This is a genomic window from Psychrobacillus sp. FSL W7-1493 (assembly GCF_038004905.1).
Taxonomy (GTDB): domain Bacteria; phylum Bacillota; class Bacilli; order Bacillales_A; family Planococcaceae; genus Psychrobacillus.
The window spans coordinates 1,957,173-1,982,861 of the sequence record NZ_JBBOSB010000001.1 but is presented as its reverse complement, the minus strand read 5'-3'; the positions used below and the strand labels follow the sequence as shown (position 1 = coordinate 1,982,861).

At 35.7% G+C, this 25,689-nt stretch carries 28 protein-coding genes and 2 pseudogenes; 6 read left to right on the top strand and 24 right to left on the bottom strand.

The window, feature by feature from the left end; all coding sequences use genetic code 11:
* Positions 1-133 precede the first annotated feature (133 nt).
* Complete coding sequence (argH, locus tag MKX96_RS10055) at positions 134-1,507, bottom strand: argininosuccinate lyase (protein WP_340883447.1); 1,374 nt, start codon at positions 1,505-1,507, stop codon at positions 134-136.
* Complete coding sequence (locus MKX96_RS10050) at positions 1,504-2,712, bottom strand: argininosuccinate synthase (protein WP_340883446.1); 1,209 nt, start codon at positions 2,710-2,712, stop codon at positions 1,504-1,506. The genes argH and MKX96_RS10050 overlap by 4 nt, the downstream gene beginning before the upstream one ends.
* Before the next feature lie 203 nt (positions 2,713-2,915).
* Between MKX96_RS10050 and MKX96_RS10045 the strand changes: the two genes are divergently transcribed.
* Positions 2,916-3,941, top strand: a complete 1,026-nt coding sequence (locus tag MKX96_RS10045; RefSeq protein ID WP_340883445.1) for an NADH:flavin oxidoreductase/NADH oxidase — start codon at positions 2,916-2,918, stop codon at positions 3,939-3,941.
* 89 nt (positions 3,942-4,030) lie between these two features.
* Here the strand turns inward: MKX96_RS10045 and MKX96_RS10040 are convergent, their stop codons facing one another.
* From MKX96_RS10040 to MKX96_RS10025, 4 genes are all read right to left on the bottom strand, one after another.
* Positions 4,031-4,486 carry an OsmC family protein gene (locus MKX96_RS10040; protein ID WP_340883444.1) on the bottom strand — a complete coding sequence of 152 codons (456 nt, stop codon included), beginning with the start codon at positions 4,484-4,486 and terminating at the stop codon, positions 4,031-4,033.
* An 81-nt stretch (positions 4,487-4,567) separates the two neighbouring features.
* Positions 4,568-5,032 carry an SRPBCC family protein gene (locus tag MKX96_RS10035; protein ID WP_340883442.1) on the bottom strand — a complete coding sequence of 155 codons (465 nt, stop codon included), beginning with the start codon at positions 5,030-5,032 and terminating at the stop codon, positions 4,568-4,570.
* Positions 5,033-5,055: 23 nt separating this feature from the next.
* Positions 5,056-5,526, bottom strand: a complete 471-nt coding sequence (locus tag MKX96_RS10030) for a GNAT family N-acetyltransferase (protein ID WP_340883441.1) — start codon at positions 5,524-5,526, stop codon at positions 5,056-5,058.
* Positions 5,527-5,995: 469 nt separating this feature from the next.
* On the bottom strand, positions 5,996-7,372 hold the full coding sequence (locus MKX96_RS10025; protein WP_169360310.1) for an IS4 family transposase: 1,377 nt from the start codon (positions 7,370-7,372) through the stop codon (positions 5,996-5,998).
* A 394-nt stretch (positions 7,373-7,766) separates the two neighbouring features.
* On the opposite strand from MKX96_RS10025, the gene MKX96_RS10020 reads away from it, so the two are divergent.
* Positions 7,767-8,228, top strand: a complete 462-nt coding sequence (locus MKX96_RS10020) for a MerR family transcriptional regulator (RefSeq protein ID WP_205963948.1) — start codon at positions 7,767-7,769, stop codon at positions 8,226-8,228.
* Positions 8,229-8,262: 34 nt separating this feature from the next.
* Positions 8,263-9,564: a hemolysin family protein gene (locus MKX96_RS10015; protein ID WP_169358283.1), complete on the top strand. Its 1,302-nt coding sequence runs from the start codon at positions 8,263-8,265 to the stop codon at positions 9,562-9,564.
* A gap of 97 nt (positions 9,565-9,661) precedes the next feature.
* Here MKX96_RS10015 and MKX96_RS10010 read toward each other — a convergent pair whose 3' ends face one another.
* Entirely contained in the window at positions 9,662-10,924 is a 1,263-nt protein-coding gene (locus tag MKX96_RS10010) for a neutral/alkaline non-lysosomal ceramidase N-terminal domain-containing protein (protein ID WP_340883440.1), read from the bottom strand.
* Positions 10,925-11,163: 239 nt separating this feature from the next.
* On the opposite strand from MKX96_RS10010, the gene MKX96_RS10005 reads away from it, so the two are divergent.
* Both MKX96_RS10005 and MKX96_RS10000 read left to right on the top strand, forming a co-directional pair.
* Entirely contained in the window at positions 11,164-11,976 is an 813-nt protein-coding gene (locus MKX96_RS10005; RefSeq protein ID WP_169358282.1) for an STAS domain-containing protein, read from the top strand.
* 110 nt (positions 11,977-12,086) lie between these two features.
* Positions 12,087-12,287, top strand: a complete 201-nt coding sequence (locus MKX96_RS10000) for a YqaE/Pmp3 family membrane protein (protein WP_298467623.1) — start codon at positions 12,087-12,089, stop codon at positions 12,285-12,287.
* Positions 12,288-12,398: 111 nt separating this feature from the next.
* On the opposite strand, the gene MKX96_RS09995 is transcribed toward MKX96_RS10000, so the two are convergent.
* The 14 genes and pseudogenes from MKX96_RS09995 to MKX96_RS09930 form a co-directional block, all read right to left on the bottom strand.
* Positions 12,399-14,369 (bottom strand): S9 family peptidase, encoded by a 1,971-nt coding sequence (locus tag MKX96_RS09995; protein ID WP_340883439.1) that lies wholly within the window; start codon positions 14,367-14,369, stop codon positions 12,399-12,401.
* A gap of 70 nt (positions 14,370-14,439) precedes the next feature.
* Entirely contained in the window at positions 14,440-14,853 is a 414-nt protein-coding gene (locus tag MKX96_RS09990; RefSeq protein WP_340883438.1) for a GNAT family N-acetyltransferase, read from the bottom strand.
* 169 nt (positions 14,854-15,022) lie between these two features.
* Entirely contained in the window at positions 15,023-15,205 is a 183-nt protein-coding gene (locus MKX96_RS09985) for a hypothetical protein (protein WP_298467631.1), read from the bottom strand.
* A 29-nt stretch (positions 15,206-15,234) separates the two neighbouring features.
* Positions 15,235-15,939, bottom strand: a complete 705-nt coding sequence (locus tag MKX96_RS09980) for a class I SAM-dependent methyltransferase (protein ID WP_340883437.1) — start codon at positions 15,937-15,939, stop codon at positions 15,235-15,237.
* Between the two features lies 1 nt (position 15,940).
* The gene (locus MKX96_RS09975) at positions 15,941-16,495 is read right to left on the bottom strand and encodes a DUF4825 domain-containing protein (protein ID WP_340883436.1); all 555 of its coding nucleotides are present in this window, start codon (positions 16,493-16,495) and stop codon (positions 15,941-15,943) included.
* Positions 16,485-17,171, bottom strand: coding sequence for a hypothetical protein (locus tag MKX96_RS09970; protein WP_340883435.1), 687 nt, complete (start codon positions 17,169-17,171; stop codon positions 16,485-16,487). Before MKX96_RS09970 ends, MKX96_RS09975 begins: the two co-directional genes overlap by 11 nt.
* Positions 17,158-17,511 (bottom strand): PadR family transcriptional regulator, encoded by a 354-nt coding sequence (locus MKX96_RS09965; RefSeq protein WP_340883434.1) that lies wholly within the window; start codon positions 17,509-17,511, stop codon positions 17,158-17,160. The genes MKX96_RS09970 and MKX96_RS09965 overlap by 14 nt, the downstream gene beginning before the upstream one ends.
* 283 nt (positions 17,512-17,794) lie before the next feature.
* Positions 17,795-18,861: pseudogene (locus tag MKX96_RS09960) on the bottom strand (PBSX family phage terminase large subunit); the annotation flags it as partial.
* Complete coding sequence (locus MKX96_RS09955) at positions 18,858-19,412, bottom strand: terminase small subunit (RefSeq protein WP_340885975.1); 555 nt, start codon at positions 19,410-19,412, stop codon at positions 18,858-18,860. The pseudogene MKX96_RS09960 and the gene MKX96_RS09955, both read right to left, overlap by 4 nt.
* 119 nt (positions 19,413-19,531) lie before the next feature.
* Positions 19,532-19,705 (bottom strand): annotated as a pseudogene (locus tag MKX96_RS09950) (phage terminase small subunit-related protein); the annotation flags it as partial.
* Positions 19,706-19,714: 9 nt separating this feature from the next.
* Positions 19,715-20,179 (bottom strand): hypothetical protein, encoded by a 465-nt coding sequence (locus tag MKX96_RS09945; protein WP_340883433.1) that lies wholly within the window; start codon positions 20,177-20,179, stop codon positions 19,715-19,717.
* Between the two features lie 237 nt (positions 20,180-20,416).
* Positions 20,417-20,791 (bottom strand): hypothetical protein, encoded by a 375-nt coding sequence (locus MKX96_RS09940; RefSeq protein ID WP_340883432.1) that lies wholly within the window; start codon positions 20,789-20,791, stop codon positions 20,417-20,419.
* Between the two features lie 148 nt (positions 20,792-20,939).
* Positions 20,940-21,557: a hypothetical protein gene (locus MKX96_RS09935; protein WP_340883431.1), complete on the bottom strand. Its 618-nt coding sequence runs from the start codon at positions 21,555-21,557 to the stop codon at positions 20,940-20,942.
* 306 nt (positions 21,558-21,863) lie between these two features.
* Positions 21,864-22,121: a hypothetical protein gene (locus tag MKX96_RS09930; protein WP_340883430.1), complete on the bottom strand. Its 258-nt coding sequence runs from the start codon at positions 22,119-22,121 to the stop codon at positions 21,864-21,866.
* 261 nt (positions 22,122-22,382) lie between these two features.
* Between MKX96_RS09930 and MKX96_RS09925 the strand changes: the two genes are divergently transcribed.
* A complete protein-coding gene (locus MKX96_RS09925) occupies positions 22,383-22,511 on the top strand; it encodes a hypothetical protein (RefSeq protein WP_340883429.1) in 129 nt (42 codons plus the stop codon).
* Positions 22,512-22,588: 77 nt separating this feature from the next.
* On the opposite strand, the gene MKX96_RS09920 is transcribed toward MKX96_RS09925, so the two are convergent.
* The 3 genes from MKX96_RS09920 to MKX96_RS09910 form a co-directional block, all read right to left on the bottom strand.
* On the bottom strand, positions 22,589-23,230 hold the full coding sequence (locus MKX96_RS09920; protein WP_340883427.1) for an SDR family oxidoreductase: 642 nt from the start codon (positions 23,228-23,230) through the stop codon (positions 22,589-22,591).
* 67 nt (positions 23,231-23,297) lie between these two features.
* Positions 23,298-24,917 (bottom strand): catalase, encoded by a 1,620-nt coding sequence (locus MKX96_RS09915; RefSeq protein ID WP_340883426.1) that lies wholly within the window; start codon positions 24,915-24,917, stop codon positions 23,298-23,300.
* A gap of 141 nt (positions 24,918-25,058) precedes the next feature.
* Positions 25,059-25,469 carry a VOC family protein gene (locus MKX96_RS09910; protein WP_340883425.1) on the bottom strand — a complete coding sequence of 137 codons (411 nt, stop codon included), beginning with the start codon at positions 25,467-25,469 and terminating at the stop codon, positions 25,059-25,061.
* Positions 25,470-25,689: the final 220 nt, after the last annotated feature.

Genomic DNA, 25,689 nt, shown 5'->3' with positions numbered 1-25,689 from the left:
TAGAATCTTATCTCTCTTTACTTCACTTGAGTTAATGTCATAGCCCTTAACAATCAATCAATATACTACCTTCCTAATCGGTAAAAAGCAAAACCCGTGTTAAAGGATTTATTCCTTTAATACGGGCTATAAATTAGCTTAATTTACTTTTAGCTTCTTCTATTTGAATTTTAACTTGATCGAAACCTGTGCCGCCTAATGAATTTCTTCTTCTGACTGCAGCTAATGGGGACAAAACATCATAAATGTCTGCTTCAATCAAGCTACTAGCTTCCTGTAAATCACTTAACGGAAGATCTAATAGGAAATAACCTCGCTGTATACAAAGGAAAACTAGCTTACCTGTTACTTCATGTGCTTCACGGAAAGGAAGTCCCTTTGCAGCTAAGTAATCTGCTAGCTCTGTAGCATTAGAGAAGTCTTTGTGTACTGTTTCATGCAGACGCTCTGTATGCACTGACATTGTACGAACCATTCCCTCAAAGATTTTGAGGGAACCAACAATTGTCTCTACCGTGTCAAACATGCCTTCCTTATCCTCTTGCATATCCTTATTATATGCTAGTGGCAGACCTTTTAATGTTGTTAAAAGTCCCATTAGGTTCCCGTAGACACGACCTGTTTTACCACGTATTAACTCCGCCATATCGGGATTTTTCTTTTGCGGCATGATGCTTGATCCCGTAGAAAAGGAATCATCCAATTCAATAAAATTAAACTCAGAGCTAGACCATAAAATGATTTCCTCTGCAAAGCGAGATAAGTGAGTCATTAGCAGTGACGAATTACTCAAAAACTCGACGATAAAGTCACGATCACTTACAGCGTCCATACTATTAGCATATACATCGCTAAATCCAAGATACTCTGCTGATAGCTTACGATCTATCGGAAATGTAGTTCCTGCAAGAGCCCCTGCGCCAAGAGGGGAAATATCAATTCGTTTGATAGAATCTTTAAAACGTTCTTTGTCTCTCTCAAGCATCCAAAAATAAGCCATTAAATGGTGGGCGAAGGAAATAGGTTGCGCACGTTGTAGATGAGTATACCCAGGCGCCAAAGTTTCAATGTGCTTCTCCGCTTGATTGATAATCGTTTCTTGAAAAATTCCAATCAATTCGATGATTTCGTTTACTCTATTTTTTAAATACAAATGCATATCTGTTGCCACTTGGTCATTACGGCTTCTCCCAGTGTGTAGCTTTCCTCCGACTGGTCCAATTAAATCTATTAACATCTTTTCGAGATTCAAATGTATATCCTCGTGGTCAACCGTAAATTCTAGCTTTTGCTCAGCAGCTAGCTGTTTAAGCTGTAGTAAGCCACCAAGTATTTCTTTTACATCTTCATGGGGTAAAATCTTGCAATCGAAAAGCATTTTTACGTGTGCCATACTACCCTCTATGTCTTCTATTACTAGCTGTTTATCAAATCCTATAGAAGCTCCAAATTCATCTACCCATTGTTCCGCTGATGTTTGGAATCTTCCACCCCAAAGCTTACTCATACCTGCACCTTCTTTTCTCCTTTGTTTACCATTGCATGCACTTTTGTTGGAAGGCCCCAAAGCTCGATAAATCCAACAGCTGATGAATGGTTAAATTCGTCTTCTGCAGTATATGTTGCAAGTTTCTCATTATACAAGGAGTTAGGAGATTTACGTCCTTCTACAATTGCATGACCCTTGAATAGTTTTACACGTACCGTACCATTAACATATTGTTGTGTTTCTTTTAAAAACGCCACTAAAGCTGTTTTTAATGGAGAAAACCAAAGACCCTCATAAATAAGTTCTGTCAGTTTCTTTTCCATTACTGGTTTAAAGTGAGCTAACTCTTTCACTAATGTAATGTCTTCAAGCTCCTTATGAGCAAGAAGCAGTGTGTGAGCCCCAGGAATTTCATAGACTTCACGAGATTTAATACCAACTAGACGGTTTTCTACGTGATCGATACGACCAACCCCATGCTTTCCAGCTACATCGTTTAACTTAAGAATAAGCTCATGCAATGGATATTTAACTCCGTCTATAGCTACGGGAACTCCTTGTAAAAATTCAATTTCAATTATGTCTGCAACGTCTGGTGCATTTTCCAAAGAAACTGTTAAATCATATGCATCCTCTGGTGGCGCTGCCCATGGATCCTCTAAAATGCCACATTCATTCGCACGTCCCCAAAGGTTTTGATCTATAGAAAATGGACTGTCTAAGTTAATTGGAATCGGAATATTTTTCTCTTTTGCGTAAGCAATTTCTTCCTCACGGCTCCAGCTCCACTCTCGAACAGGTGCAATTACTTCTAAATCTGGGTTTAAAGCGTTAATGGATACCTCGAAACGAACTTGGTCATTTCCTTTACCTGTACAACCGTGTGCAACAGCAGTAGCCCCTGTTTTTTCTGCAATTTCAACTAGTTTCTTAGAAATAAGCGGTCTTGATAGCGCAGATACTAACGGATATTTATTTTCATACCATGTATGAGCTTGCAATGAAATTAGTGCATATTCATTTGCAAATTCTTCTCGTGCATCGATCATATAGCTTTCAACAGCTCCAACTTCCAAGGCTTTGTTTTTCACAAATTCCAAGTCTTTGCCTTCTCCTACATCTAAACAAACAGCTACTACATCATAGCCCTCATCCTTAAGCCAAGTAATTGCTACTGATGTATCTAATCCACCTGAGTATGCTAAAACAACTTTTTTGTTCATTATATATTCCTCCAATGTATTTATATACGGGTTATTTGTATTAATATACATAATGTAACACTCACAATGCATAAATACAACTATAAATTTATTAATTATACAAATATATTAATTTTTCATAAAAACTATTACCTTGTTAACGCGCATTATTTGAATCAATAGACAAAACAAGCGATAATATGAAAAAGGAGTGATTCAAAGAAATGTCCAAATTATTTACACCTTATAGCGTAAAAGGGTTAAGCTTGAAAAATAGAATAGTAATGGCTCCTATGTGCCAATACTCTGTCGAGGCAAAGGATGGAACTCCGAATGACTGGCACTTCGTCCACTATGTATCTCGAGCAGTTGGTGGAACCGGCTTAATCATTGTAGAAATGACAGATGTAGAGCCTGATGGAAGAATTACGGATTATGATCTAGGCTTATGGTCAGATGAGCAGATTCCTGCATATGCAAGGATAGTTAAGGAAGTACATAAACACGATGCGAAAATCGGTATTCAAATTGCTCATGCTGGAAGAAAAGCAACAGACGCAGAACAACCAGTAAGTTCTTCCAACATACCTGTTGAATCTGATGGTACATGGAAAGAACCAAGACCTTTAACAATTGATGAGATAAAAGAAATGGTTAATAAATATAAAGAAGCCGCTCGCCGTGCAGTTGAGGCCGGGTTCGATACAATAGAATTACACGGAGCCCATGGTTATTTAATACACCAGTTCCACTCTCCTTCTATTAATACCCGAACAGATGAATACGGAAAAGATTATGCTAAATTTGGGGTAGAAGTTATACAAGCAGTGAAAAGCGTGATACCTGAAGATATGCCTCTCTTATTCCGTATATCAGCCATTGAATATATTGATGGTGGCTATGGCTTAGAGCACTCACTGGAAATAGCAAAACAATACAAGGAAGCAGGAGTAGACGTTTTCCATGTTTCTAGTGGTGGTGAAGCAACTCCTGGGAAAGTGAAGCCGGCAAATACACCTGGCTATCAGGTTCCTTTTGCAAGAGCTTATAAACAAGCTTTAGATTTACCGGTAATTGCTGTAGGAATATTAGAAGAGCCAGTTTTAGCTGAAAAAACGTTGGCAGAAGAGGATATAGAGTTGATCGCCATCGGTCGAGGTATGTTAAAAGATCCTTATTGGGTATTACATACAGAAGAAGTGTTAGATGGCAAGGCAAATGTTCCTAAGGCATATAAAAGAGGATTCTAAAACCTTAAAAACAGCGCCAAAATAGAAACCCCAAATAAAAAACTATGGAAATTTTACGCACTGTAAAATCTCCATAGTTTTTTTTTGCATTACACCTTGTCTGTTTGTTGAATATCTATGCCTTGAGATACAACCTTAACGCCATTAATTAAAGAGTCTAGTGCGGGACAATGGTCCTCAACGTATGTAATGAATTCCTCAATTTTCTGAGGCGATTCATTAGATTTAATATTAACTTTATATCTTACCTCTATAAAACCTGGGCGAATATCTGAAATTCCAAGGAAACCATCCGTATCAATATCCCCTTCTAAGTCAACAGACAAATGATCGTATTGAATGCCAAATTTCTTTGCTGACATTTGCGCAACAATTGTTTGGCAGGCTCCTAGCGATGAAAGTAATAATTCTAAAGGATTCATACCTTCGTCTGTACCACCTAATCGTTCCGGTTCGTCGATGATAACTTGATGTCCGCGTGTTCCAACCTCCACTTGAAGCTTATCCACTAAATTTGCAGTTGAACTCATAGTAGTAATTGCCAATTATATCCTCTCCATTTCTAATGATATTATATTACAAAACTATTAAAATAGAACATTAAACAACAAAATTAAAATTCCGTTTTAGCTTTTACTTTCTATGCCCTCCGCTATCCTTTTTAATTCCACAGAGCGGTGTTTAATGAAATTTGTCATGTACTTTTCGAGAAATAATAGATCTGCCAACCTCCCCAGTATTCCCAAAGGGGAACGATAGACAAACTCATCCCTTACCAATGTACCATTTTCTTGTCTGCTAAATTGATGCGTGTGTGTAAATGAATGGAAGGCTCCTCTTACCATAATGTCTCTAAAAGTATGAGGCTTGTCCATCTCAATAATTTTTGCAGTTAACCTTTGTCGAACACCGAAGTGTGTAGCTTCCCAAGTTACACTATCTCCTTTTTCTAATAACCCTTTTACTTTGCCTCCAACAGCCTTTTCCTTTGTTTTTCCAGTCGTTTGAGTGTGTATTGCTACATCCCGTGATAAATCAAAGCAAAGATCTATTGGAGCATCTATTAAAATCTCATATATAATAGTTGGCATTATTTTTCCCTTTCTTAAATAGGTTACCTCTTATTTGAAGGCGTAAATGTCATTGCTTCATTACAGCTGATATAACCTTTACGTTTATAAAACTCAATACTATCATCACTTGGCCAAACGATAACAAACTCGTACTCATTCGACTCCACCCATTTATTAACTACTGTAAGAAGATTAGAGCCAATCCCTTTGTTTCGTTCCGCAGGAATAGTGTAAACATTGGTCATATATACAAATGGATGAGTAATTCTACCTGGACGAGGAACCTTATGGATAAGCTCCATATAAATATGAGATACTACCTGTTCATTTATTTCTGCAATCCATATAACCCATGAATTACTTTCGATTGCTTGTTCCAAAAATTGTCTACATTCCATTTTAAATTCCTCTAAATCATGATCAACCGCTTTTTCATTATGCTCTATTGTAAAATCCCATCGCATTTGAATTAACTGAGCTATATCTTTTTTCTGCGCCAGCCTGATATTCATAGCATCCTCCGTTTATGCATAATGCATTTTCCAGAAAACTACCTTTAATAAGTTACATGTAGTTTCTCCTACTCTACAATTATAACAAGAACAGTTGCTTCATTGATTCGATTTATTAGGTAAACTTAGGTCTTGGAAGAAAAACTTATTATTTAATAAGGCTATGTTAAAGAGTAGGGTTGATTTATGATGCAAAGAAATCTATAAATCAGAAAGTAGAATTGATTTCCGCACCGTCCGGACGCTTTCCTCGGGGTGAACGATAAGCCATCACCCCGAGGAAAGCGCGTGGTTGTGATGTCTTATCTGTCTCCCTCATCCCATAGCATAGCTATCAAGTTAAGAAAAATTTACGTCATTCACTCTCATATGAACTGGTATTTTTGAAAATTAGACCATATGAAATTAACACTTTTTGGTTTAACCAAAAAATGTAAGTTTAATTTCTTTCTATACAGGGCATAGAATACTAACTGTAATTTGCACCGAGTATAATCAATGGATCCTTTTCAGGTGGCCCTTTTGTTTTCAATGCATGTTTACAAAGAGCACCATGAAACCTTTTCAGTACCCCATTGGTAAGCTTGGTGTATTTTTTTATGCTTTCAAACATCAAGCGAATAAAGCGTAGTGCAACTGAGATGCCCTTTTGAATGCTTATCTCTATTCTAGATTTCTCTAGCAAGAATAAACGTGCCTGATAAGTTGTTGTAGTTGTGATTAGAAACAATAATAAATGAGCGAAAAAATGACATAGGACACGTTCTTCCTTTATCTGTTTATAAAAAGTGGTCGGGAAATTAGATTTCCATCCTTTAAACAATAACTCGATCTGCCAGCGCAATCGGTAAAGGTCCATCACTTTCTCAGCTGGGATAGTATCCGGGAGGTTTGTCATAATAATCGTCGCCCCATCTAGCGCTCTTACGTGCTCCTTTGTCTGGTAACGTGAATGTTTACGTTTATACTGATCACTTTTATCTTGTTCCTCTGTATGGCGATACAAAATTAAACGGGTAGGGAATTTATAGTCATACCCCACATAAACTTCCTCCCATTCCCTTACGGAGCCACGCTCCATTTGTTCCAGGTGCTCTGCCAAAGATTCCTTCTGATAAAAAGAGGATTTGACGACCCTGCCATCGGCATGGTAACGAGGGTTGGGATTCCCTGTATAGATAGAACAATCTGGTCGAACTCTAGAGACGAAATAGCCCCCGGACTCATCAATTTTTTGGAAGGTGGGTAGATGGAAATAACCCAAGTCTTGTAGAAATAAATCGCCAGGTGAGACCGTCTCTAATCGATTCTTCCCATATAGAGAATCGTTTTCCTTTCCGTTCATCCAGTCAGCCAATATGAACTGTCCTGTCAGGAATTCATACTCCAGTTGGCATTTTAATTCGGCTCGATAGACGCCAGGAAAAGTCTCCTTCAAATCCGAAGGAAGGGAATGGATGGTCGCGTCTATTATACGGATCCTCTCACAAAATTTTCGTAGTTCGTCACTGATCGGCAACTGATAATTTAACTCCACTTGTATAAAATGTTCCAAACACTTTTTTAGAAATACGATTAATTCTTTATTTAAACGTTGGTTTATTGCCTCTGGAGTCATAGAAATATGACAGGTTTCTTCTAATGACAGGCTGAGCTCGCGTAGCGAACTGCCGGCCAGGTTTCCGCAATGATAAAGAAGGATGTGGAGAAATGAATACGCATCAAGCTTTCGTTTTCGTTTGATCCATCCTGATTCTTTGGCCCAACAATCCAACTTATCTGGGGAAAATAGTTTATACAATTGTTCCATTAAGAGTTTCCATTCGTCTAAATCTGTTTTTTTCATGTGAAGCACCTCCTGTTGGTTAGTTTTCTATACCAACCTCGAGGGTTTTTATAAACTTCTTAACTTGATAGCTATGTCATCCCATAGGAGTCGCCGTCTGGCGCTCCAATCAATAAATGGGAACGGCTTTCATGCATCGATAGGTACTTATAAATTTAATCGCATAAACAAAGCCGAAAAACTGTACCCAATCCCAATTTCATAATCTATTTATAATCTTAATAGTCATTTGAATGTCCCTTTTATAATGTTTACAGTCAATATAAAAAAGAATTGTTAGTCAAAATCAACCAGTAACTTTACCAAAGCTTTTAATAATAACTTTGCATGCAAATTGGAATAAAGAGATTGCTTTAATCCTCAACTCCTCACCACTTGTAATCCTTAATGTTCCTTGCATTTACCTCAAATTCATACTATACTAAACCCTAACGTTACGGTTAGGAGTGATACTATTGGGACAGAGAAACTAAGAATTGGCGAGTTAGCTGAAAAAAGTGGCATTACTAAGCGTACCATCGATTATTATACTACTCTAGGGCTATTAGATGCTGAACGTTCTAGTTCCAACTATCGTTACTACCCTTATGAGGCTATTGAAAGACTAAGAGTTATAGAAGAGAAAAAGTTAAAAGGTATGTCACTTGAAGAAATAAAAAGAGAGCTTGCCAAAGATAGCATAGAAGAGATTGATATCCAGGAAATACGATTACAGATGCAATATTTAGAAAAAGAAGTTTCTCACTTATTGGAACAAATAAATGAGAAGGAAGATAACACAAAGCATTCCATCAAACAGAAAGTTTCATCAGAAAGTGTTGCTCTTATGCAATCCTTATTATTATTAATCACTTAGGAGGTGAAGTCTTACTTTCGAGTAAGACAACTTATTGACCGCATTGAATTTAACTATTTTTGTCATATTAATCGCTTTAACCGCATTCTTCGTAGCTACGGAGTTTGCTATCGTAAAGGTACGTCATTCCAGAATAGATCAGTTAGTAGCAGAAGGTCGTAAAGGTTCTAAGGCTGCAAAACAAGTTACATCGCGCTTAGATGAATACCTGTCTGCCTGTCAGCTTGGTATTACTGTAACTGCTTTAGGAATAGGGATGGTTGGTGAATCGACATTCGAATTTATCCTACATCCATTGTTTGAAACAATTGGAATTAGTACGGACAACATTCATTACTTTACGATTGGTGCTGCATTTTTAATCGCTACTTTTTTACATGTCGTGGTCGGAGAGTTGGCTCCAAAAACAATAGCTATCCAAAAAGCAGAAGCAGTAACCCTTGTTTTTGCTAAACCGATAATGATTTTCTACAAAATCCTATATCCATTCATTTGGTTCCTAAATGGCTCTGCTCGCTTGCTCGTTGGGCTTTTTGGTATGAGACCAGCATCAGAACATGAACTATCTCACACAGAAGAAGAGCTTCGATTATTACTTGCGGAGAGTTATAAGAGCGGGGAAATTAACCAAAATGAATTGAAGTATGTAAATAATGTATTTGAATTCGATGACCGCATTGCTCGTGAAATCATGGTACCTCGTACTCAAATTATTGGTTTTGAAAGAAAAGCTACCTTTAATGAGGTATTAACTACGATTTCTGAGGAACGTTATACACGCTACCCTGTTTATGAAGAAGATAGAGATAATATCATTGGATTTATTAATATTAAAGATTTCTTAACTCTAGGTATTAATAATCGTATAACATTGGAAAACTTCAATATAGAGGATTTTGTTAATCCTGTGATTAATACTATAGAAACTACTCCGATTAACAGTCTGTTATTGAAAATGCAAAAAGAGCGTATTCATATGGCTATATTGTTAGATGAATATGGTGGTACGTCTGGGCTTGTAACCGTTGAAGATATCTTGGAGGAAATTGTAGGAGAAATCCGAGATGAATTTGATGACGACGAAATAGCAGATGTTCGGAAAGTCAAAGAAGACCACTATATCATTCACACAAATGTGTTACTTGATGATGTCGCGAAATTGTTGAAAATAGATCTTTATAATCCTGATGTAGATACAATTGGTGGATGGTATTACACTCAGGACATAGAGTTACACATGGATGAACAAATTGAGTATGGTGGTTATATATTCTCCATCAATGAAAAACAAGACAATCATATCCAATTTATCGAAGTACAAAAATTTAATGCTTAATTTAATATATAAAACCCATTTTGATATTTCAAAATGGGTTTTATATATATTCGCTCAATCATTGTTACATGACTTACTTAGCATATTTTCTTAATGATTAATTTATTAATAGATTTAATGCCTTCTCAACTATAAGTTCAGCACTATTCTCTTCAGGTGGCATCCATAAGCCAGTAACAGGTCCATATATAATGGGATTCACCTCAACTTCGTAACCCCCTGCTAAATAGGAATCTTTAGTCGGTAAGTAGCCTAAGTAGCCATTCATATAGCCACCAAAGAAAGCTAATTCATTTCCTAACCTTTCTTTAAATGTTATAGCTGTTTCTGAGAATGGCTCTAAAGGAATACCGGTAAACGAACCCTCATTGAGTTGAAAGGATTGTATTTCGATATCTATCCAAATAGCTTTTTCTTTATTCTTGTATTTTTCTAATAGAACATTCAACCACTTTGATGTGTTTACTCCCCATTTAGATTCCGCCAGCATTGCCATTTTGTGCAATTCAACAGGTAATGGAACATTCTTTAACTTCATAGGAAAAGTGATGGATGTGGTCTTTAGGTTAGTAATGGCTGTGAAGTTAAGTGCTGGGAGCATGGTCAGTACATGCCCACCAAGAACATAGGCCATCTGATTTAATGCTTGACTTCCCCCTCGGTAAAGCGGATTGATATCACCTGCTGCTCCTTGGACAACAATTACTTTGCAATTTAATACTTTTTCTAGCAATACTCTTGTTGTTCCAGGAAAATCCGCAGACAATCTATAACTGTCTGATTTAAGTACATTGGGATGTGCAGTACAAAAAACTATTACTCCAGATAAGTTAGACGAGTCTTTATCTCTAATAACTAATATACCAATTCTCTTATCAATAACTCCGTGTAAATTAATTCCCATTGTTACCTTGTCATCCGAAGCTGGTTCTCTTCGATTAACACCTAAATTCCCTTCGTTTACATTCCAAGCAATCTCTGAGTGCCTGACTTTTTGATTTGCTTTAACAGCTGTCTTAGTTACAAGAGATACTAGCATATTTTTATACTTTATGACTTTCAAATTGTCACTAACTGTTGCAGGCCCTGAGTGAGTATGTGTAAAAACAATTGTAATACGATCAATTTCTATATTTAATTGCGCAGAGATTTGCTCTCTTATTATTAAAGTATCCTCTATTAACATACCTATATTATCTATACTTATAAAAATGGACTTTTCTTCATTTACTTCAAAAACAAATGCTGTAGTATAGATCCGTTCTGTAATATCCTTTATACCTACTGGTCTATGATAACCTATAAAATCAGTTCCTAAAGGAGGTGTGATATCTATCCTATGAATGCCCACCTTGCTCATTTAGAATCACTCCAGACTTATTAAAAATTCTTTTGAAACATTAGTTATTCGACTCTTTAGCATCTTTTCAATTTTCTAATGTAATACTATGTTCTATCATATTAACGTTTTTACCTGCTTAAAATCATAATTTTAATCTCTCTTGGTTATAGAATATTCTACTTTAACAAGAGAAAGCTTGACTTAAAAGAAATGAATTTTTATGATGAGATAGAAGGCAAAAAAAAGGGAGAAGAAATATGAGCCCACTTATTAGTATTTCAGATTATATCTTTAATAATAAAGAATTGTTGGCTAGTAATATCGTTGATGAGGTAATCAATTCTCTAGATATGGATATACCTCGTTGGGAACAGGAACAAGCTAAAAATATGTATATTGAGTTTGTTACCTTTATTGGAGAGTATATTTTAAGTGGTGAGGAGAAAATCCCTGAATCCTTATTAATATGGAGTAAAAAGAATGCAGCAATGGTTTCTCTTGATGGTAATCTATCTACCCTAGTAGTCAGATATCTCCCTACTCGCAATGTAATTACTGACATACTGACTAATTTAGCAATCACATTCGATCTTAATTTGAAAGAGCTAAGTAAATTGATTAAACAGGTTAACAGAATGTTAGATATGAGCCTTAACGAAACGGTTGCCAATTATGAGTATCTAGCAAGCGAATACCAAAAGATGTCCCAAATGGAATTAGCAAAGGTCGGAGCACCAATAGTTCCTGTTAAAGAAGGAATTATAGTTTTGCCATTGGTAGGACACATTGATACATATCGGATAGACTATATGATAGAAAATTTAACTCCTAAAATTGCAAGTGCTGGTGTATTTTACGTTATAATTGACTTTTCAGGGGTATATAAAATCGATAAAGGAAACGTTCAATATATAAACGAATTGGTTCAAATGATTCGTATAATGGGAATTAGTGTTATGGCAACAGGGATTTGCCCTGATTTAGCTAAAATGACCATTAATGAAGGAATAGATGTGGCTGCAGATGTCATTTACCCTAATTTAAAGATTGCATTAGAAAGCATTAATTAATATTATTACTTCAGGAAAAGTACCCATTATATACCACTATGTTTTAGTTTGCTAATCCTACAAGTTGTTCTGTATGATTGTGTACAAATCCTTGTAAGGAGCTAGTAATTATGATGTATCTTTTAGCTATTGTGTTACCACCAGTAGCAGTTTTATTCTCCGGGAAGCCATTTCAAGCTTTTCTTAATTTACTACTATGTTTTTTAGGTTACGTACCTGGAATTATTCATGCTATTCTTGTAGTACATGACCATAAAGCAAATAAACGAATGCTTAAACAAACAGAGCTAATAAAAAGGAATAATAAATAATCGAATATTTGCAGGGAATAAAATTCCCCCTCTAAAAAGCTCCAAAAATTTTGCGCAAAGCAAAATTTCTGGAGCTTTATTTTGAATTAGTCACTTATAGCTTTATGGGATTCATTTATTATTACTCCTAAAGTCCTTCATACTTTCTCCAAGCATATAATGTGAAAACCACATTAAATTCTGCTTCATAATAGCCACATTCATTCCCGGTTGATTCGGACTATACGCCATCCCTTTAAATATAACTAATTCTGTATCAACTTCCATATCCTTTAATCCCTGATATAGCTCATATGCATTTGGAATGGGTACCCTTGCATCCATTTCGCCGTGTTGGATTAAAGTGGGGGTAGAGGCGGATTTAATATAATGCATTGGTGACGTTTTTGTATATATCTCTGGATCATTCCATGGATTATTTCCTAAACACATCCGAATAAAGTATGGTATATCTGTATTAACATAATGGGTTCTCCAATTAGTAATACCACCTCCAACGGAAGCAGCTTTAAATCTATTACTAAATGTAGAACAAAATGCGGATAAATATCCTCCATTGCTCCATCCCATAACTCCTACCCTTTCATTATCCGCAATCCCTAAATCAACCAGTTTATCTACTCCTGATATAATATCATCATAGTTAGCAATTCCAAGTTTTCTGTAGTTTGCTTTTAAGAATTCATTACCATAACCAGAACTTCCCTTGTAGTTAGGTTCTAAAACTATAAAGCCTTTTTCAATAAACTTCTCTATAGGATACTTCTCATTAAAGCAGTCCGAAAATATGGGGAATGATGCCCAAGCAGGACCACCATGGATTACCACTAATAAAGGATATTTTTTATTCGGGTCCAAATCTACTGGTGTTGATAAAACCCCTTCTATAACAACCCCATCCTTACTTTTCCATGAGGTCACTTCCCTGTTACTTTTAAGTTTTCCTTTAAAAAAGCTGTTTTCATTCGTAATCTTTTTATCGTTTAAATAGATTTCAAAGGTTTCATTTATTTTAGCCTTAGTATAGGATATATGATTTCCATCTTTCGTTATGTAAGCATTCATTATAAAACTATCTACTTTTTCACTTAGCATTTCCAGCGCGCCATACTCAGTTAACAATCCAATAAGGTAGTTAGTTTTATCCTGCCATTTCATTAAAATCCCTTTAGTTGTCCAACGTATAGGAACAACCGTACTATCAAAATCAGTTAACGGATGAATTACCTTCCCACTATTCATATCATAAATTTCTAATGTGCTGTCTTCTATATGAGTTTCATAGTAATCTTTCTCCTTAATACTTGCTTGGTAACAAATTTTTTTGCCATCTGGTGAAAAGCAAACACAGCCGCCCAATAACCTATCTATATTCAGCTTTTGAAGCTCTACAGCTTGAATATCTAATATGTATAAGTCACTCTTCATATAATCACCCATATCAGGGCTAGGTGTAGCCAAAATTACCGCATTTTTTCCGTCTAATGAAATATCAAATTCTTGAACATGAAAATCTTTCCCATTGGTAAGTTGAACTACTTTATGTTGTTTTTCTGGATTGTTATTTTGTACCTCTTTATCTAGATTTATATAATATAAACAATTTTTTTGGTATTCCTTACCTATATGAAGATAATCTCCATATAATTCTTTTCGTTTATTTAGTACCTCAGATTCTTTTGACTGTGCAAGATAATATATACCCTTGCCAGTTGGCTCCCATTTGAATTTACTGACTCCTTCTTTTTCATCAGTAATTTGAACTGAGCTATTTCCTTCTTTCAATTTAACAAAGATTTGATTCTTTTTATCAGCCAGTTCACCAACTGGACTAAGGTATGCAATATCTTTAGAATTTGGAGACCAAAACGGATATGTACTTTCTATATCTCTAGTTGTTAATGGATTACAGTCCTCTTTATCTTTTTCATATATCCATATATGATTTTTGTATTTATTGTCTTTCCAGTTGGCTGTCTTCTTGACAAACGCTACTTTTTTACCATCATCACTAATATTGATATCCGATAAAGTTGGTAACGAAATAATCTCTTCTATACTTAGATATTTCATTTCAATCATTTTGTTTCCCCCCTCGTAAAGGTATTCATTCTATAAAAGCCATATTTCCCCCTGTTCCTTGTCCTTTCCGTTATCGCTTTAATCTCATTAATGTACTACCATTAACATCGGTAGAAAATCCAAATTGCTCATAGTAGGAAACTAATCTTTCAGGACAATAAAGCTCAACTCGCTCTACATCCTGAATGACTGAGTGATTTAACAGACTGTTCATTAGAGTTAACCCATGTCCTTGCTTCCGACCGTTTTCTTTTACAATTACATCAAAAATAAACGCCCTGTATACTCCATCTGAAATTGCTCTTGCGAAACCCACTAGCTCGCCTGAGTCCTGATCAACTAAGCATATTGTTACATGACTCAAATCAATCATTGTTTTTATATCAGCTAAGCTACGCTCTTTTGTCCACCATTCATTTTGAAATAATTGATACAAGTCTGTTAAATGCTTTTCAGTGAAATGATGAATTACTTTTATATTCATTTGAACTCCTCCAAGTAAGTAAATAAAAAATTTATTATAATGGTAATATTTTAGGGTGGAGTGTAATCATTTTAGTAAGATAAAAGGACTTAGCTTACTCAAAAAAACTAAGTCCTTTTATAAATCCTACGGTTGTTTAGATATTCAACAAAAACCCCAGTTACCTATCCTAGAACGGCAGGCTTTGAAAAAGGGAAATGGTTAAACCTAATGCCAATACGGTTCCTACAGACAGTAAGCTAATCATTTTCCACCAATTTATCTCTTTTGAGGGTTTTACAGCCTCTTGGGAAACTACAATCCAGATCACTACAGAAACTATTGATATTATGGCAATAAACTCTTTAGACATATTTAATCCCCCCCTTAACCTTATGTTCCTCAGTTTCTAGCATTAATTATCAAAAAGTGTGGTGTTGTCATCAGCTTGTGATAACCTTTGGAATCTATCTTCTTAAATTCTTCCGTAGGCTGTGGCTCAATAAGACGCTCTAATTTAAAGAATTTTAACGTTTCATTAAGGATGGCTTGCATAGGTCTCCTATAAAAAGGCACTTCAATTATTTTCCCATCACGCTTCCACTGATCTATTATAAATTCATGTGAAAAATAATCTCCTTCCTCTGTTTTTTTCACATCCATAGATGGGTGGTGTACGGAAAATATGAATTGACCGCCTGGCTTTAAGATTCGTTGAAACTCTTTTAACGTCAATTCCCAGTCATTGATATAATGAAGGACTAATGAGCTGATAATGAGATCAAAACTGTTGTCCTCAAAGGGCAGTTCTTCCTCAAGGCTTAAGCAAAGTACATTTGCTTTGTCCTTTACTCTTCTTTTCGTTGCCTCTACCATTTTAGGACTGATATCGATTGCTGTAACCGTTGCCCCTTCACGTATAAGCTGGGAGGTATACCATCCTGCAGCACAACCCGCATCCAAAACGCTTAGATTATTTAAATTAGAAGGCATTTGTTTGACCATTTCTGGTCTCTCATACTCCGTGTTATATATACTTCTTTGATCGACGTTAAATTCATAATCATTGGCGAGCTCGTTATACGCCTGAATGACACGATCCTTCATGTTAGCCCTCCTTGCTGACTTGTAAATACTGGTCTAACCAATCCTCTATCTCTTCTGTTTTTAATCGCTGTTGCACTTCTTTTTCAAATAATAGAGGATCTAAAAGCTCATCTAAATTCCCTAAAACACTCTCTACATTGCTTCTGTTAACGAGAAAAGTTTCATTTGGAAGTCTTAACTCTATTTGTTCCAAATTCTTAATAAGTACAAATGCAGCTGTAGTATTATAAATGACCGATTGTTGTATTTGACGTGGAGAAACGTCACTTAAATCTTTATAATTCACGATTAACAAAAAACGATCAGGGTCCTGTTCAAAGCCATTCAAATAATTTTGTAAAGGAAGTGATTGAAACAAATGAGCATTATTTGAGTTGTTTCCCATATATAGATTTTCATATACTAGCACCTTGCTAAAATCATGCGTCTCTGGATCAAGCTGCCGTAGCATTTCTTCCGCTTGTAAATTTTCTTTTTCTGGTAGGTAAAAAAGGTTCATCCATCCAAAAAGTATAAGCCCAGTAATGAATAATCCAATTATTAACTTATTCTTCATAGTTCGCTCCATTACCTCCTCTGATAACTATGTTTTTAAATCTGTTAATTAATAGAGGTACAATAACGGAGAAAAATGGAGCCAAATAGGCTGCTATAGTCTGACCGAATTGATAAGGACCTTCAATAGAGATATTACGGCCAAACCATAGATCACTACCAAAATGGATGGCAGTAATCATTCCCCACTGCGCTACCATAAACAATGCCCAAATAATCCAAATCCATTTTTGCCATCTATTCATAAAAGCTAGTTGGATTGTTCTTTCATTCGTTAAAGAACCTGCTATGATTTTTAACAAGATATAAAATACGCCAATTATTAATATAATCGTAAATAAAAGCCAACTCGTAGCCCTTAAGGAACTAAACATATTGAAAGGGATAGAGATAATCCATGCAATCAACAAGTAAATAAGCGACCATTGAGTCAGCTCCACCAAAACCTTACTTAATTGAACTGTTTGCACCCCTTCTATTACTCCGTCCAGTTTAGTCATTTTCTCTGTACTAATTCTAAAAGCTTGTTTAACAGTTAAGCCCTTGTTCGTAACTAAGTCTTCAATCTCCGCCTCTAAATTTCCAATTACTTCTTCTTTCAATTCTAATGTTTCATCATTTTTGGGATATCCACTAAACATCTTATTAACATACTTTCGGACGTCATTCATATTCACCACTTCCTCCTACCAGTAATTTATCTATGAGCATTTTCGCTCGATTCCATGCTCTTACATTTTCTTCGTAGGCAGATAAGCCTTCTTTTGTAATCGTATAATATTTTCGTCGACCACCTTGGGACTGATCACCCCAGTATGCCTGGATAAATCCAGTCTTTTCTAAACGTTTCAGACTGCTATATAAACTTGGCTCTTTTAATATATACTCTCCATTGCTACCGACTGAGATAGCCTTCATAATTTCATATCCATAATTATCTCCTGCCTTTAAAACCTTTAAAATAATTGTATCGATATGACCCCTTATTAAATCGGCACTTACTTCATTTTCTGACAAGCTTATCACCTCTTATTACAATGTATACCAAATTACTATGTCTGTAAAAGTACTATGTCATGAATAAATTGAAAGATTTCTTCCTACAAAATGAATAGAAATCCACAAATAATTTATAAAACTCATGAAAGTATCCGCGCATTGCTTGTCCCTGCTGTTCTCTTATGGTTATTCTCTTTAAAATAACCTCTATTTATTGTTTTTTAAATCTTCTTGTTACAACAACTCATTAAATCGGTAGAGTAGCAACCTTGTTCCTGATCCCTTTACACATCTTTCTTTACTTTTTTACACTCCAACCGTATCTCTTTAGGACAATAAAAAAAGAACTTGCTAAGGGATCCACGATTATCTATCTCGTGAGACCATCTGCCAATTCCTTAAGGTCGTTTGCATATTCATCATCTGTTTTTTGTACATTCTTTTTCCTAGCATCATGATGGTACTCTTTTACTTTGTACCAGGTACCTTCACACAATCCCCACATACCAAATGCCATAGGGTTTTGTGTCCCGTAGTCACTAGATACATAGTATTTAGTTTATCTTCGCTCTTCTGTTTTTACTTTATTTTTCTTTTCATCAAACATACTGAAGATAATGCCTTCAGCACCCATAAGCCAAGTATAAAACGCTGAAAGAACAAACCAGTGTACACCCGTTTCTAACGCTCTTTGGTTTTCCACCTAACGATAAGTTATCATCCATCGTAAAGTGAAGCTGCAGCATATTCTTTTCTTTTCGTCGGTCAATCTATTGTTATTTAAACCAATAATATGGTCCAGCAGGGTTACAATTAAATCAGAACTAAGACCCTTCCGCTGAACAACGGGAAGTTGCTTGTGATAAGAATGATTCCGCATAAGAGCTACCTCATTAAAAAACATACCTGCAAGCGTGATACCTTGAATAAGGTCTTGGGAACATTCGTCTTTCCCACCGAAAACGTAAAAGTAATTCGTCACCCCTTTATATTCAATGGTTAGGAAGTGTCAGCACGATGATCCTTAACTTTATATCCTCTAGAACTAAGCATCCCTTTCAATGGAGTGATTACATTACGTCTAAAGTAGCCTATTGTCTTACCAGCCATCCCAAAGTTTTCATCTTGGAAAGACTCCATTGCCCACATCACGTTAGAAAGCGACATAACCACTGTTTTGCCAGATCGGACAGAGCCATCACAGATGATACCGTCTTTATCTTTATGAGGAGATCCAGGTCTCCACCAAGTTAATACTTGTTTTTGTTTTTTAGAGAAGGTTTGGAAATTGAAAGGTGCTGGTATCTTCTTGAAGTTACTTTTCTCTGTAAAAAAAGAAAGGTACCTAGTCTTCGTCGGCGTCGTCATCTTTCCACAACTTCAAAGTCGTAGCAAGCATTTAGAGCCTTGTTGAACCCATCCTCATATCGTTCTGGTTCATTACCACCAAACGCTTTATGATGAGCGATTTTTAGTTTTTCTTCTTCCACTTCACGTTGTAACTTATCAGGGAATAAATCGAAGTATAAGGACAGTTTATCTTTAGCTTTCATTTTATCTGCTACTTTAATAGACACGCCATCTTTGCCTTGCTTAACCTCGGTGATTATTGTGCCATCAACCATAGAGGATTCATTGAGGTCTACATTATTGATCTCTTTCATCACTTGATTGCCATCTTCATCTAAAACAGGACCCATCATACTTATTACAGGTAGTTCTCTTTTACCGAAGGTGGTGTAAACTGTAATGTCTGCAAAGGCTATTTTAATGTATTTCTCTAAGACGTCCATTGCATCAACAAATATGCCCTGTCTCATTTCACCCTTTATCCTTCGTATCTCTTCAACTACCTTAGAATCCCTTAATAATACGCTCCCCTGAACATGTGCACTGTCTTTTACATAACCAACTTTAATAGCTGCCTGTGTAGCGTTGAATGATTTGACTTAATAAATGCAGAAGAGACTTTGTTTTTCAGTCATCCTCAAATCGTCTATTAATTCATCTAAGGTAGGAATAGGAGGCTCTTTGTTTACCTTCTTTTCTTTTGGAGTACTCCGTTTGATTCAGCGTTCCAGTTATCTTTGGATTTCCAACCACCAATGGTCTTCTCAGATACATCTAACTGTTCAGCAATAGCTCTATTTGTTATTTCACCTTTATGTTGTTTCCATATTTGGCTTTTTATGACGTAGAAAAAGCACCTCACTAGGAAATGCTAATACTTATCGTATTGTTTAATTATACTCACTAAAATTTCAATATCTTTTGCTAAGGGATTAGTAATTGCGCGAGTAGCATCTAAATCATTAAAGTTGTCGATTCTCGAATTCGCTAGTTCAAAAAGGTTTTGATCTATTCCGTTTAAACAACTAAATATTTTTTTTAAATCTTCGTCTACTATCTTCTGGTTTATTAACAATAACTCATACATTTGATTTATTTTTAATTCAAGAAGAGACTTTTTAATTCTAAAAGAATCCTCATGTTGTTCATTCTTTTGCCTAGGAATTAAATGAAGCATCCTATATTCAAACATCAATTTATCATAGTCATTACTTAACCCATCAGCTAGAATTAAAAGTCTTAGCATTATGTTTTTGTATTTTTTACTGTCTCTAATGCTATTGAACCAAGAGATTCCTAGAGCAAATACAGAAATAATAACTGGAATTACGTGCAATTATTTCACCTCCATATGACATCATTCGCCAAAGGGGTATAATATTCCTTTTATTAACACAAAAAAGACCCCCACTGTATTGTGAGAGCCTTATATAAATAGCTTAAGTTAGTATAATTACTACACCAGCACAAGCGTGCACGTGGTCTCTTTGTTTCAATTATAATTTTATTACGGTATTTTTCAAGCCGATTGTAATGTCGTTGTCACATTGATCATAACACATCCTCCCCCAGTCTAAGAATTTTCTTCAAGTGGGGTTAAAATGACGGATCCATTATGATTAGGAATATTGGGGCCCTGAATATCATATGGAGCATCGTCTGTTACATATGATTTGTCATTAATGATATCAGCTTCCGATTCTTTATATTCTTCAATAAGCATTTTCTCAAACTGTTCAGGGGTAATATCTTTTACATTGTTGTAAAAACGTTCCTTATTTTTGGTTTCAATGTAAAATGGAACACCTAAATCTTCACTTAAATTATCCATTACTTTTTGATAAGGTAACAATAATAAATCCATGTCGGCATTTTTGTTAGCAGAAGATGCAGTATAGAATCCTGTCAAAATAAGGAACGCGATTCCTAAACCGAGTATTTTTTTCATAATTAATTACCTCCTCCATTTAAAAATGGTTGAAACGCTGAATATGTTAAAATTATACCAAGCCAATATATGTTTATTGTAACCCAATTTAATGAATTTTTAAAAATTTAAACAGACATACAGTAATAAGTATGTCTGTTATAGATAATTAATTCGCATAAAATGTATTAGATGCTGTTAAAGATAGTGCAAGGGCTACACCGTTTGCGTCTTCTGGATGACCTCTCAGAGTTACAGTGCAACTTTTTTCATCGCTACTTAGTCTTGCTGATTTAGAATCGACCTCCCAATGAAATCCTGTAAAACCAGACGGCCATGTAGTGCCGTAAGAATAGATGCTATTGTATTTAAACGTCCCCGATCCCCCAGTAAAACTAAAAACATTAGAACTAAGATACATCGAAGAATTATAACTCAGCGAAGCATACTGGGTTATGTCTTCACTAACATAATATGGTTTAATTATTGTTTCTTGTGAAATTTCATTTCCAGGTCCCATATCCATGTTTAAAGATTCAGTAAATTCTTTATATTGCTTTCTCAATAATTCTTCAAACGCGCTTGGAGTAATATCTTTAACATTATTATAGTAGAATTCTCGCTTTTCCTCTTTCACATGAAATGTAGAACCTAATTCCTTATTAAGTTTGTCCATAATCTCTTGATATGGATAAATATAATTGTCATCAGATGCATAGCTCGTCACTGAGCCAAACAAAATGTTAAGAAAAACCAATGCAAAAAATAGAGTAAAAGTTTTTTTCATATTGTTCCTCCATCTATTTTTATTTATCCACCAAAAAACTATTTATTGGGAATATTAATTTAATTTTACATAGAATTACAATTAACTGTCAATAAAGTTTTATAAAATTAATGGGTTAGGTACGTTTACATTTCCTACAGTGACAACCCCTGTTTTAGCTGTAACTCGTTGTGTAACTCCATCGTCTTGTGTTTGCACTGAATTTTCTTCATTGATGGAACTAACCACTTTAAGAACTTGTTCTTTATCTTGGTTTCCAACAAAGCAAGCCTACAGCATGATTTGGAACTTCTCACGGTCTACAAATTATTCAAATGTAATGCTTGACAATAATGCCCCAGCTCTAACATACGTACGACGATCGTTAACATCATTTAATGCATCAAACACATTAACCTCCGTTGGAGACTTCACATGATTCATCAACTTGCGATTATGGTCGAAGTTTAATTTTACATAATCCACTAGTCCAGATAAGCTACGAACATTAATTGCACTATCCGGTTGTTCAACAGTTAATTGATTTAGGTCACGAGTTGAATATGTTTTGTCACCTGTTTCCACTAACTTTGGAAGCTTTAATCTAATAAGTACTGTACGATTTCTTTAACATGTTTTCCTCAGATTTAATCTTTTCAGTAAAGAGTTCTACTTTTCTTCGGATAAATTCTTCAATAAGTATCTTTGGTGCTTCAGTTATTGAAGCTCTTCCATCAGTTCTTTTTTTAATCTTTGTATTCATTTTAAAAATAAATGTTTATGATTAAACAAATATAGGTATAATAGAATAGATACTTTTTCCCAAAAATAAAGGAGTCGTTTTTAATGAACCTCATTTATATAGAACTAGTTAGATTAGTAGATGATTATTATAGATGTGACAATGACGCATTTAAAAAAGAAATCCTCTATGATATACAGTTATTAACTAAAGCCGTATGCCTTACAGAGTAATACAATGAAATATAATATATAAAATGCATAAAAAAAGACTCCACTTTATGGAGTCCATTTAGACTATTGGAAACTTTTTACAGATTCTTTAAAGCTTCTTTTATTGGTAGTGTCCCATTTACAACATTAAAGCTTTTTTGGTAGGTGTTTGCTTCTTCTAAAGATGCCACTAAAACATCTGCTACATCCTCACGAGTAATAGTACTCGGCTCCGCATCCACTCCTACTGTCACTTTTCCTAATGCATTTTCATTTATCAATCCACCAGGTTTAACGATAGTATAGTTCAGTTTACTTTGCTCAAGCATTCGGTCTGCATAATGCTTTGCAACATAGTATGGTCTCATTTCAGCGTTCCAATTTTCACGCTTGTCAGCATCAAATGCACTAACCAAAATATATCGCTCAACCCCAGCAGCTTCAGCCGCTTCCATTGTTTTTACTGCCCCGTCTAAGTCAATAAGTAATGTCTTATCAGGACCTGTATGTCCTCCTGAGCCTGCTGCGAAAATGATTGCATCAGCTCCAGTAAATGCTTCGGTTAATAAGTCTACCTTACCCTCGAGATCAAGTAATACTGCTTCTATCCCTTTTTCTTTAAAATCATTTACCTGTCCCTGTTTTCTCACAACTGCAGTAACTGTATGCTCACTGTTTTGTAATTTTTCCACGACCTGTTTACCAATCTGACCATTCGCTCCTACTACTATTACTTTCATTTATATACACTCCTTTTGATAATTGAAATAAAGAACCCCTTCATTTAAGTGAAGGGGTTTGAAATTATTAGTAAGGTTTAGATTCTCGACCAACATCTTCTGCTTTATCCGCAGCAGCATTGGCACCCGGAGAGCTCTCTTGTTTTTGTTGTTTTTTTAAGTCTTCCATTTCTTTCATCTTCATCTCGATACCTTCTTTTACACGACGACCATAATCTTCGTCTGCCTGTGTAAAGTGGTAGACCATAGCCTCTTGGATTCGAGGATCACAAATAGAAAGTGCGGTAGACAGGTTGTTTATCAATTCATCGCGCTCCCAATCTTCAAAGCTACGATAAGTCTCGCCTGCTTGTCCATAGTTATTTTCACGATCTATCGGTGCACTTGTAGCTTTTGCATTATATTGTGGCTCGTGCTTAATTCGTTCCGTTTTTTCTGCTTCCTGCAATCCACCAATCATCGATGGCTCATAATTGATATGTGGATTTCCACCTGCTTCATCTGGTCTATGCACATCCATTTGACCACGATGTTGATTTGTTCTTACAGGAACCTTAGGGGCATTAACAGGTAGCTTTAAATAGTTAGCTCCTACTCGATAACGTTGAGTATCTGAATAAGAGAATGTACGTCCTTGAAGCATTTTATCATCTGAGAAATCCAACCCGTCTACTAGTACACCAGTACCAAAGGCAGCTTGTTCAATTTCTGCATGATAATCTACTGGATTTCGATTTAATACCATTTTACCTACTGGTAGGAACGGGAATTGTTCCGGTGGCCATAGCTTTGTATCGTCTAATGGGTCAAAATCTAATTCAGGATGCTCATCATCGCTCATAATTTGAACAAATAACTCCCACTCTGGATATTCTCCTCGCTCAATGGATTCGTATAAGTCCTGTGTGGCATGAGCAACATTTTTTGCTTGAATTGCATCTGCTTCATCTTGAGTTAGGTTACGAATACCTTGTTTTGGTTCCCAATGATACTTTACAAGTACTGCTTCGCCTTTATCATTTACCCACTTGTACGTGTTTACACCAGATCCCTGCATATGGCGATATGTAGCCGGAATTCCCCATGGAGAGAATAGGAAAGTGATCATATGTGTCGCTTCAGGTGATTTAGAAACGAAGTCAAACATACGCTCAGGGTTGGGTATATTCGAAGCAGGATCTGCCTTAAATGCATGAATCATATCCGGAAATTTCATCGCATCACGAATAAAGAATATTTTCAAGTTGTTTCCAACTAAATCCCAGTTGCCATCTTCTGTATACATTTTAACTGCAAAACCTCGTGGGTCGCGGGCAGTCTCTGGAGAATCCTTAGAACCTGCAACTGTTGAAAAGCGCACCATCAAAGGTGTTTGTTTTCCAGCACCCGAAAATACTTTTGCACGAGTATACTTTTCTACGGGCTCGTCCCCTACTTTTCCGTAGGTTTCAAAATAGCCAAAAGCACCAGCTCCACGAGCATGAACTACTCGTTCAGGAACTTCTTCTCGGTCAAAGTGTGAAATTTTTTCAATAAAATGATAGTTCTCAAGAGTTGCTGGACCGCGATTTCCTACAGTTCGCATATTTTGGTTATCCGTTACTGGATGACCTTGTCTAGTTGTAAGAGTCTCTTTTCCTTGGTTACTTTCGGTTGAACCATTTCTCATTTCTTTTTCTTCTGCCATATATGAAGCCCTCCTTCAAAATAGTGCATTCCTTATTTGTAATTCCCTGATATATGACCTTAAAACCTAATTATCACTTCTTTTATTGAAAAATAATCCAGTTAATCAAAATAAAAAAGAGACTACGTAGCCTCTTTTTTATCAGATCCTATTATTTTTAAAAGAAGGACTTAATTCGCTCCATACATCAAATTTATTTTCATCAAGATCCTGAAATACAAAATTTCTACCAGCATGTCCTCTATCTTCTATTTCTCCTACCCGCAATCCTTTTTCTTTGAATTCTTTGTGTAATAATAGAAGATTATCAACACCATCTACTTCAAATGTTAAGACAAATTGCTCTAGCCCATGAAAATCTTTAAAGTTCAGACTTTCTTCTTTTTTACTTTTAATCAAAAAGACACTTTGATTGGCTAGGTCCAAAATTGCTTTATCCTCGTCCTTATAATTCTCAACAGCGCCGAGTTGCTCCTGGTACCAAACACTTGCTAGAGAAACATTTGAAACTGGGATATAAATTGTTCCAACTCTTATTAGTTTATCATTCATAGCCTTTCCCCCTCCTTACTCAAATAAAATGTGAAATCAATAGTGCACCCGTTTGCGTGACCAGATAGTCTTTTGAAAACAACTCTTGTGGGTTAGCATCTATAACGCAAATAGCGGGAGCTAAAGACCTTGAACTAATCGCAGCGATTGAAGCTTCCCAGGATAGGGTCCGTTTGCAGCAAAATTCAACATTTCTAGCATTATTTTTATTTTAATAGAA

Bases quoted from the DNA above. Each gene is read 5' to 3' on its own strand.
- argH (WP_340883447.1), bottom strand. From the start codon at position 1,507: ATGAGTAAGCTTTGGGGTGGAAGATTCCAAACATCAGCGGAACAATGG.
- MKX96_RS10050 (WP_340883446.1), bottom strand. From the start codon at position 2,712: ATGAACAAAAAAGTTGTTTTAGCATACTCAGGTGGATTAGATACATCA.
- MKX96_RS10045 (WP_340883445.1), top strand. From the start codon at position 2,916: ATGTCCAAATTATTTACACCTTATAGCGTAAAAGGGTTAAGCTTGAAA.
- MKX96_RS10035 (WP_340883442.1), bottom strand. From the start codon at position 5,032: ATGCCAACTATTATATATGAGATTTTAATAGATGCTCCAATAGATCTT.
- MKX96_RS10030 (WP_340883441.1), bottom strand. From the start codon at position 5,526: ATGAATATCAGGCTGGCGCAGAAAAAAGATATAGCTCAGTTAATTCAA.
- MKX96_RS10025 (WP_169360310.1), bottom strand. From the start codon at position 7,372: ATGAAAAAAACAGATTTAGACGAATGGAAACTCTTAATGGAACAATTG.
- MKX96_RS10010 (WP_340883440.1), bottom strand. From the start codon at position 10,924: ATGAGCAAGGTGGGCATTCATAGGATAGATATCACACCTCCTTTAGGA.
- MKX96_RS10005 (WP_169358282.1), top strand. From the start codon at position 11,164: ATGAGCCCACTTATTAGTATTTCAGATTATATCTTTAATAATAAAGAA.
- MKX96_RS10000 (WP_298467623.1), top strand. From the start codon at position 12,087: ATGATGTATCTTTTAGCTATTGTGTTACCACCAGTAGCAGTTTTATTC.
- MKX96_RS09995 (WP_340883439.1), bottom strand. From the start codon at position 14,369: ATGATTGAAATGAAATATCTAAGTATAGAAGAGATTATTTCGTTACCA.
- MKX96_RS09990 (WP_340883438.1), bottom strand. From the start codon at position 14,853: ATGAATATAAAAGTAATTCATCATTTCACTGAAAAGCATTTAACAGAC.
- MKX96_RS09985 (WP_298467631.1), bottom strand. From the start codon at position 15,205: ATGTCTAAAGAGTTTATTGCCATAATATCAATAGTTTCTGTAGTGATC.
- MKX96_RS09980 (WP_340883437.1), bottom strand. From the start codon at position 15,939: ATGAAGGATCGTGTCATTCAGGCGTATAACGAGCTCGCCAATGATTAT.
- MKX96_RS09975 (WP_340883436.1), bottom strand. From the start codon at position 16,495: ATGAAGAATAAGTTAATAATTGGATTATTCATTACTGGGCTTATACTT.
- MKX96_RS09940 (WP_340883432.1), bottom strand. From the start codon at position 20,791: ATGAAAAAAATACTCGGTTTAGGAATCGCGTTCCTTATTTTGACAGGA.
- MKX96_RS09935 (WP_340883431.1), bottom strand. From the start codon at position 21,557: ATGAAAAAAACTTTTACTCTATTTTTTGCATTGGTTTTTCTTAACATT.
- MKX96_RS09925 (WP_340883429.1), top strand. From the start codon at position 22,383: ATGAACCTCATTTATATAGAACTAGTTAGATTAGTAGATGATTATTAT.
- MKX96_RS09920 (WP_340883427.1), bottom strand. From the start codon at position 23,230: ATGAAAGTAATAGTAGTAGGAGCGAATGGTCAGATTGGTAAACAGGTC.
- MKX96_RS09915 (WP_340883426.1), bottom strand. From the start codon at position 24,917: ATGGCAGAAGAAAAAGAAATGAGAAATGGTTCAACCGAAAGTAACCAA.
- MKX96_RS09910 (WP_340883425.1), bottom strand. From the start codon at position 25,469: ATGAATGATAAACTAATAAGAGTTGGAACAATTTATATCCCAGTTTCA.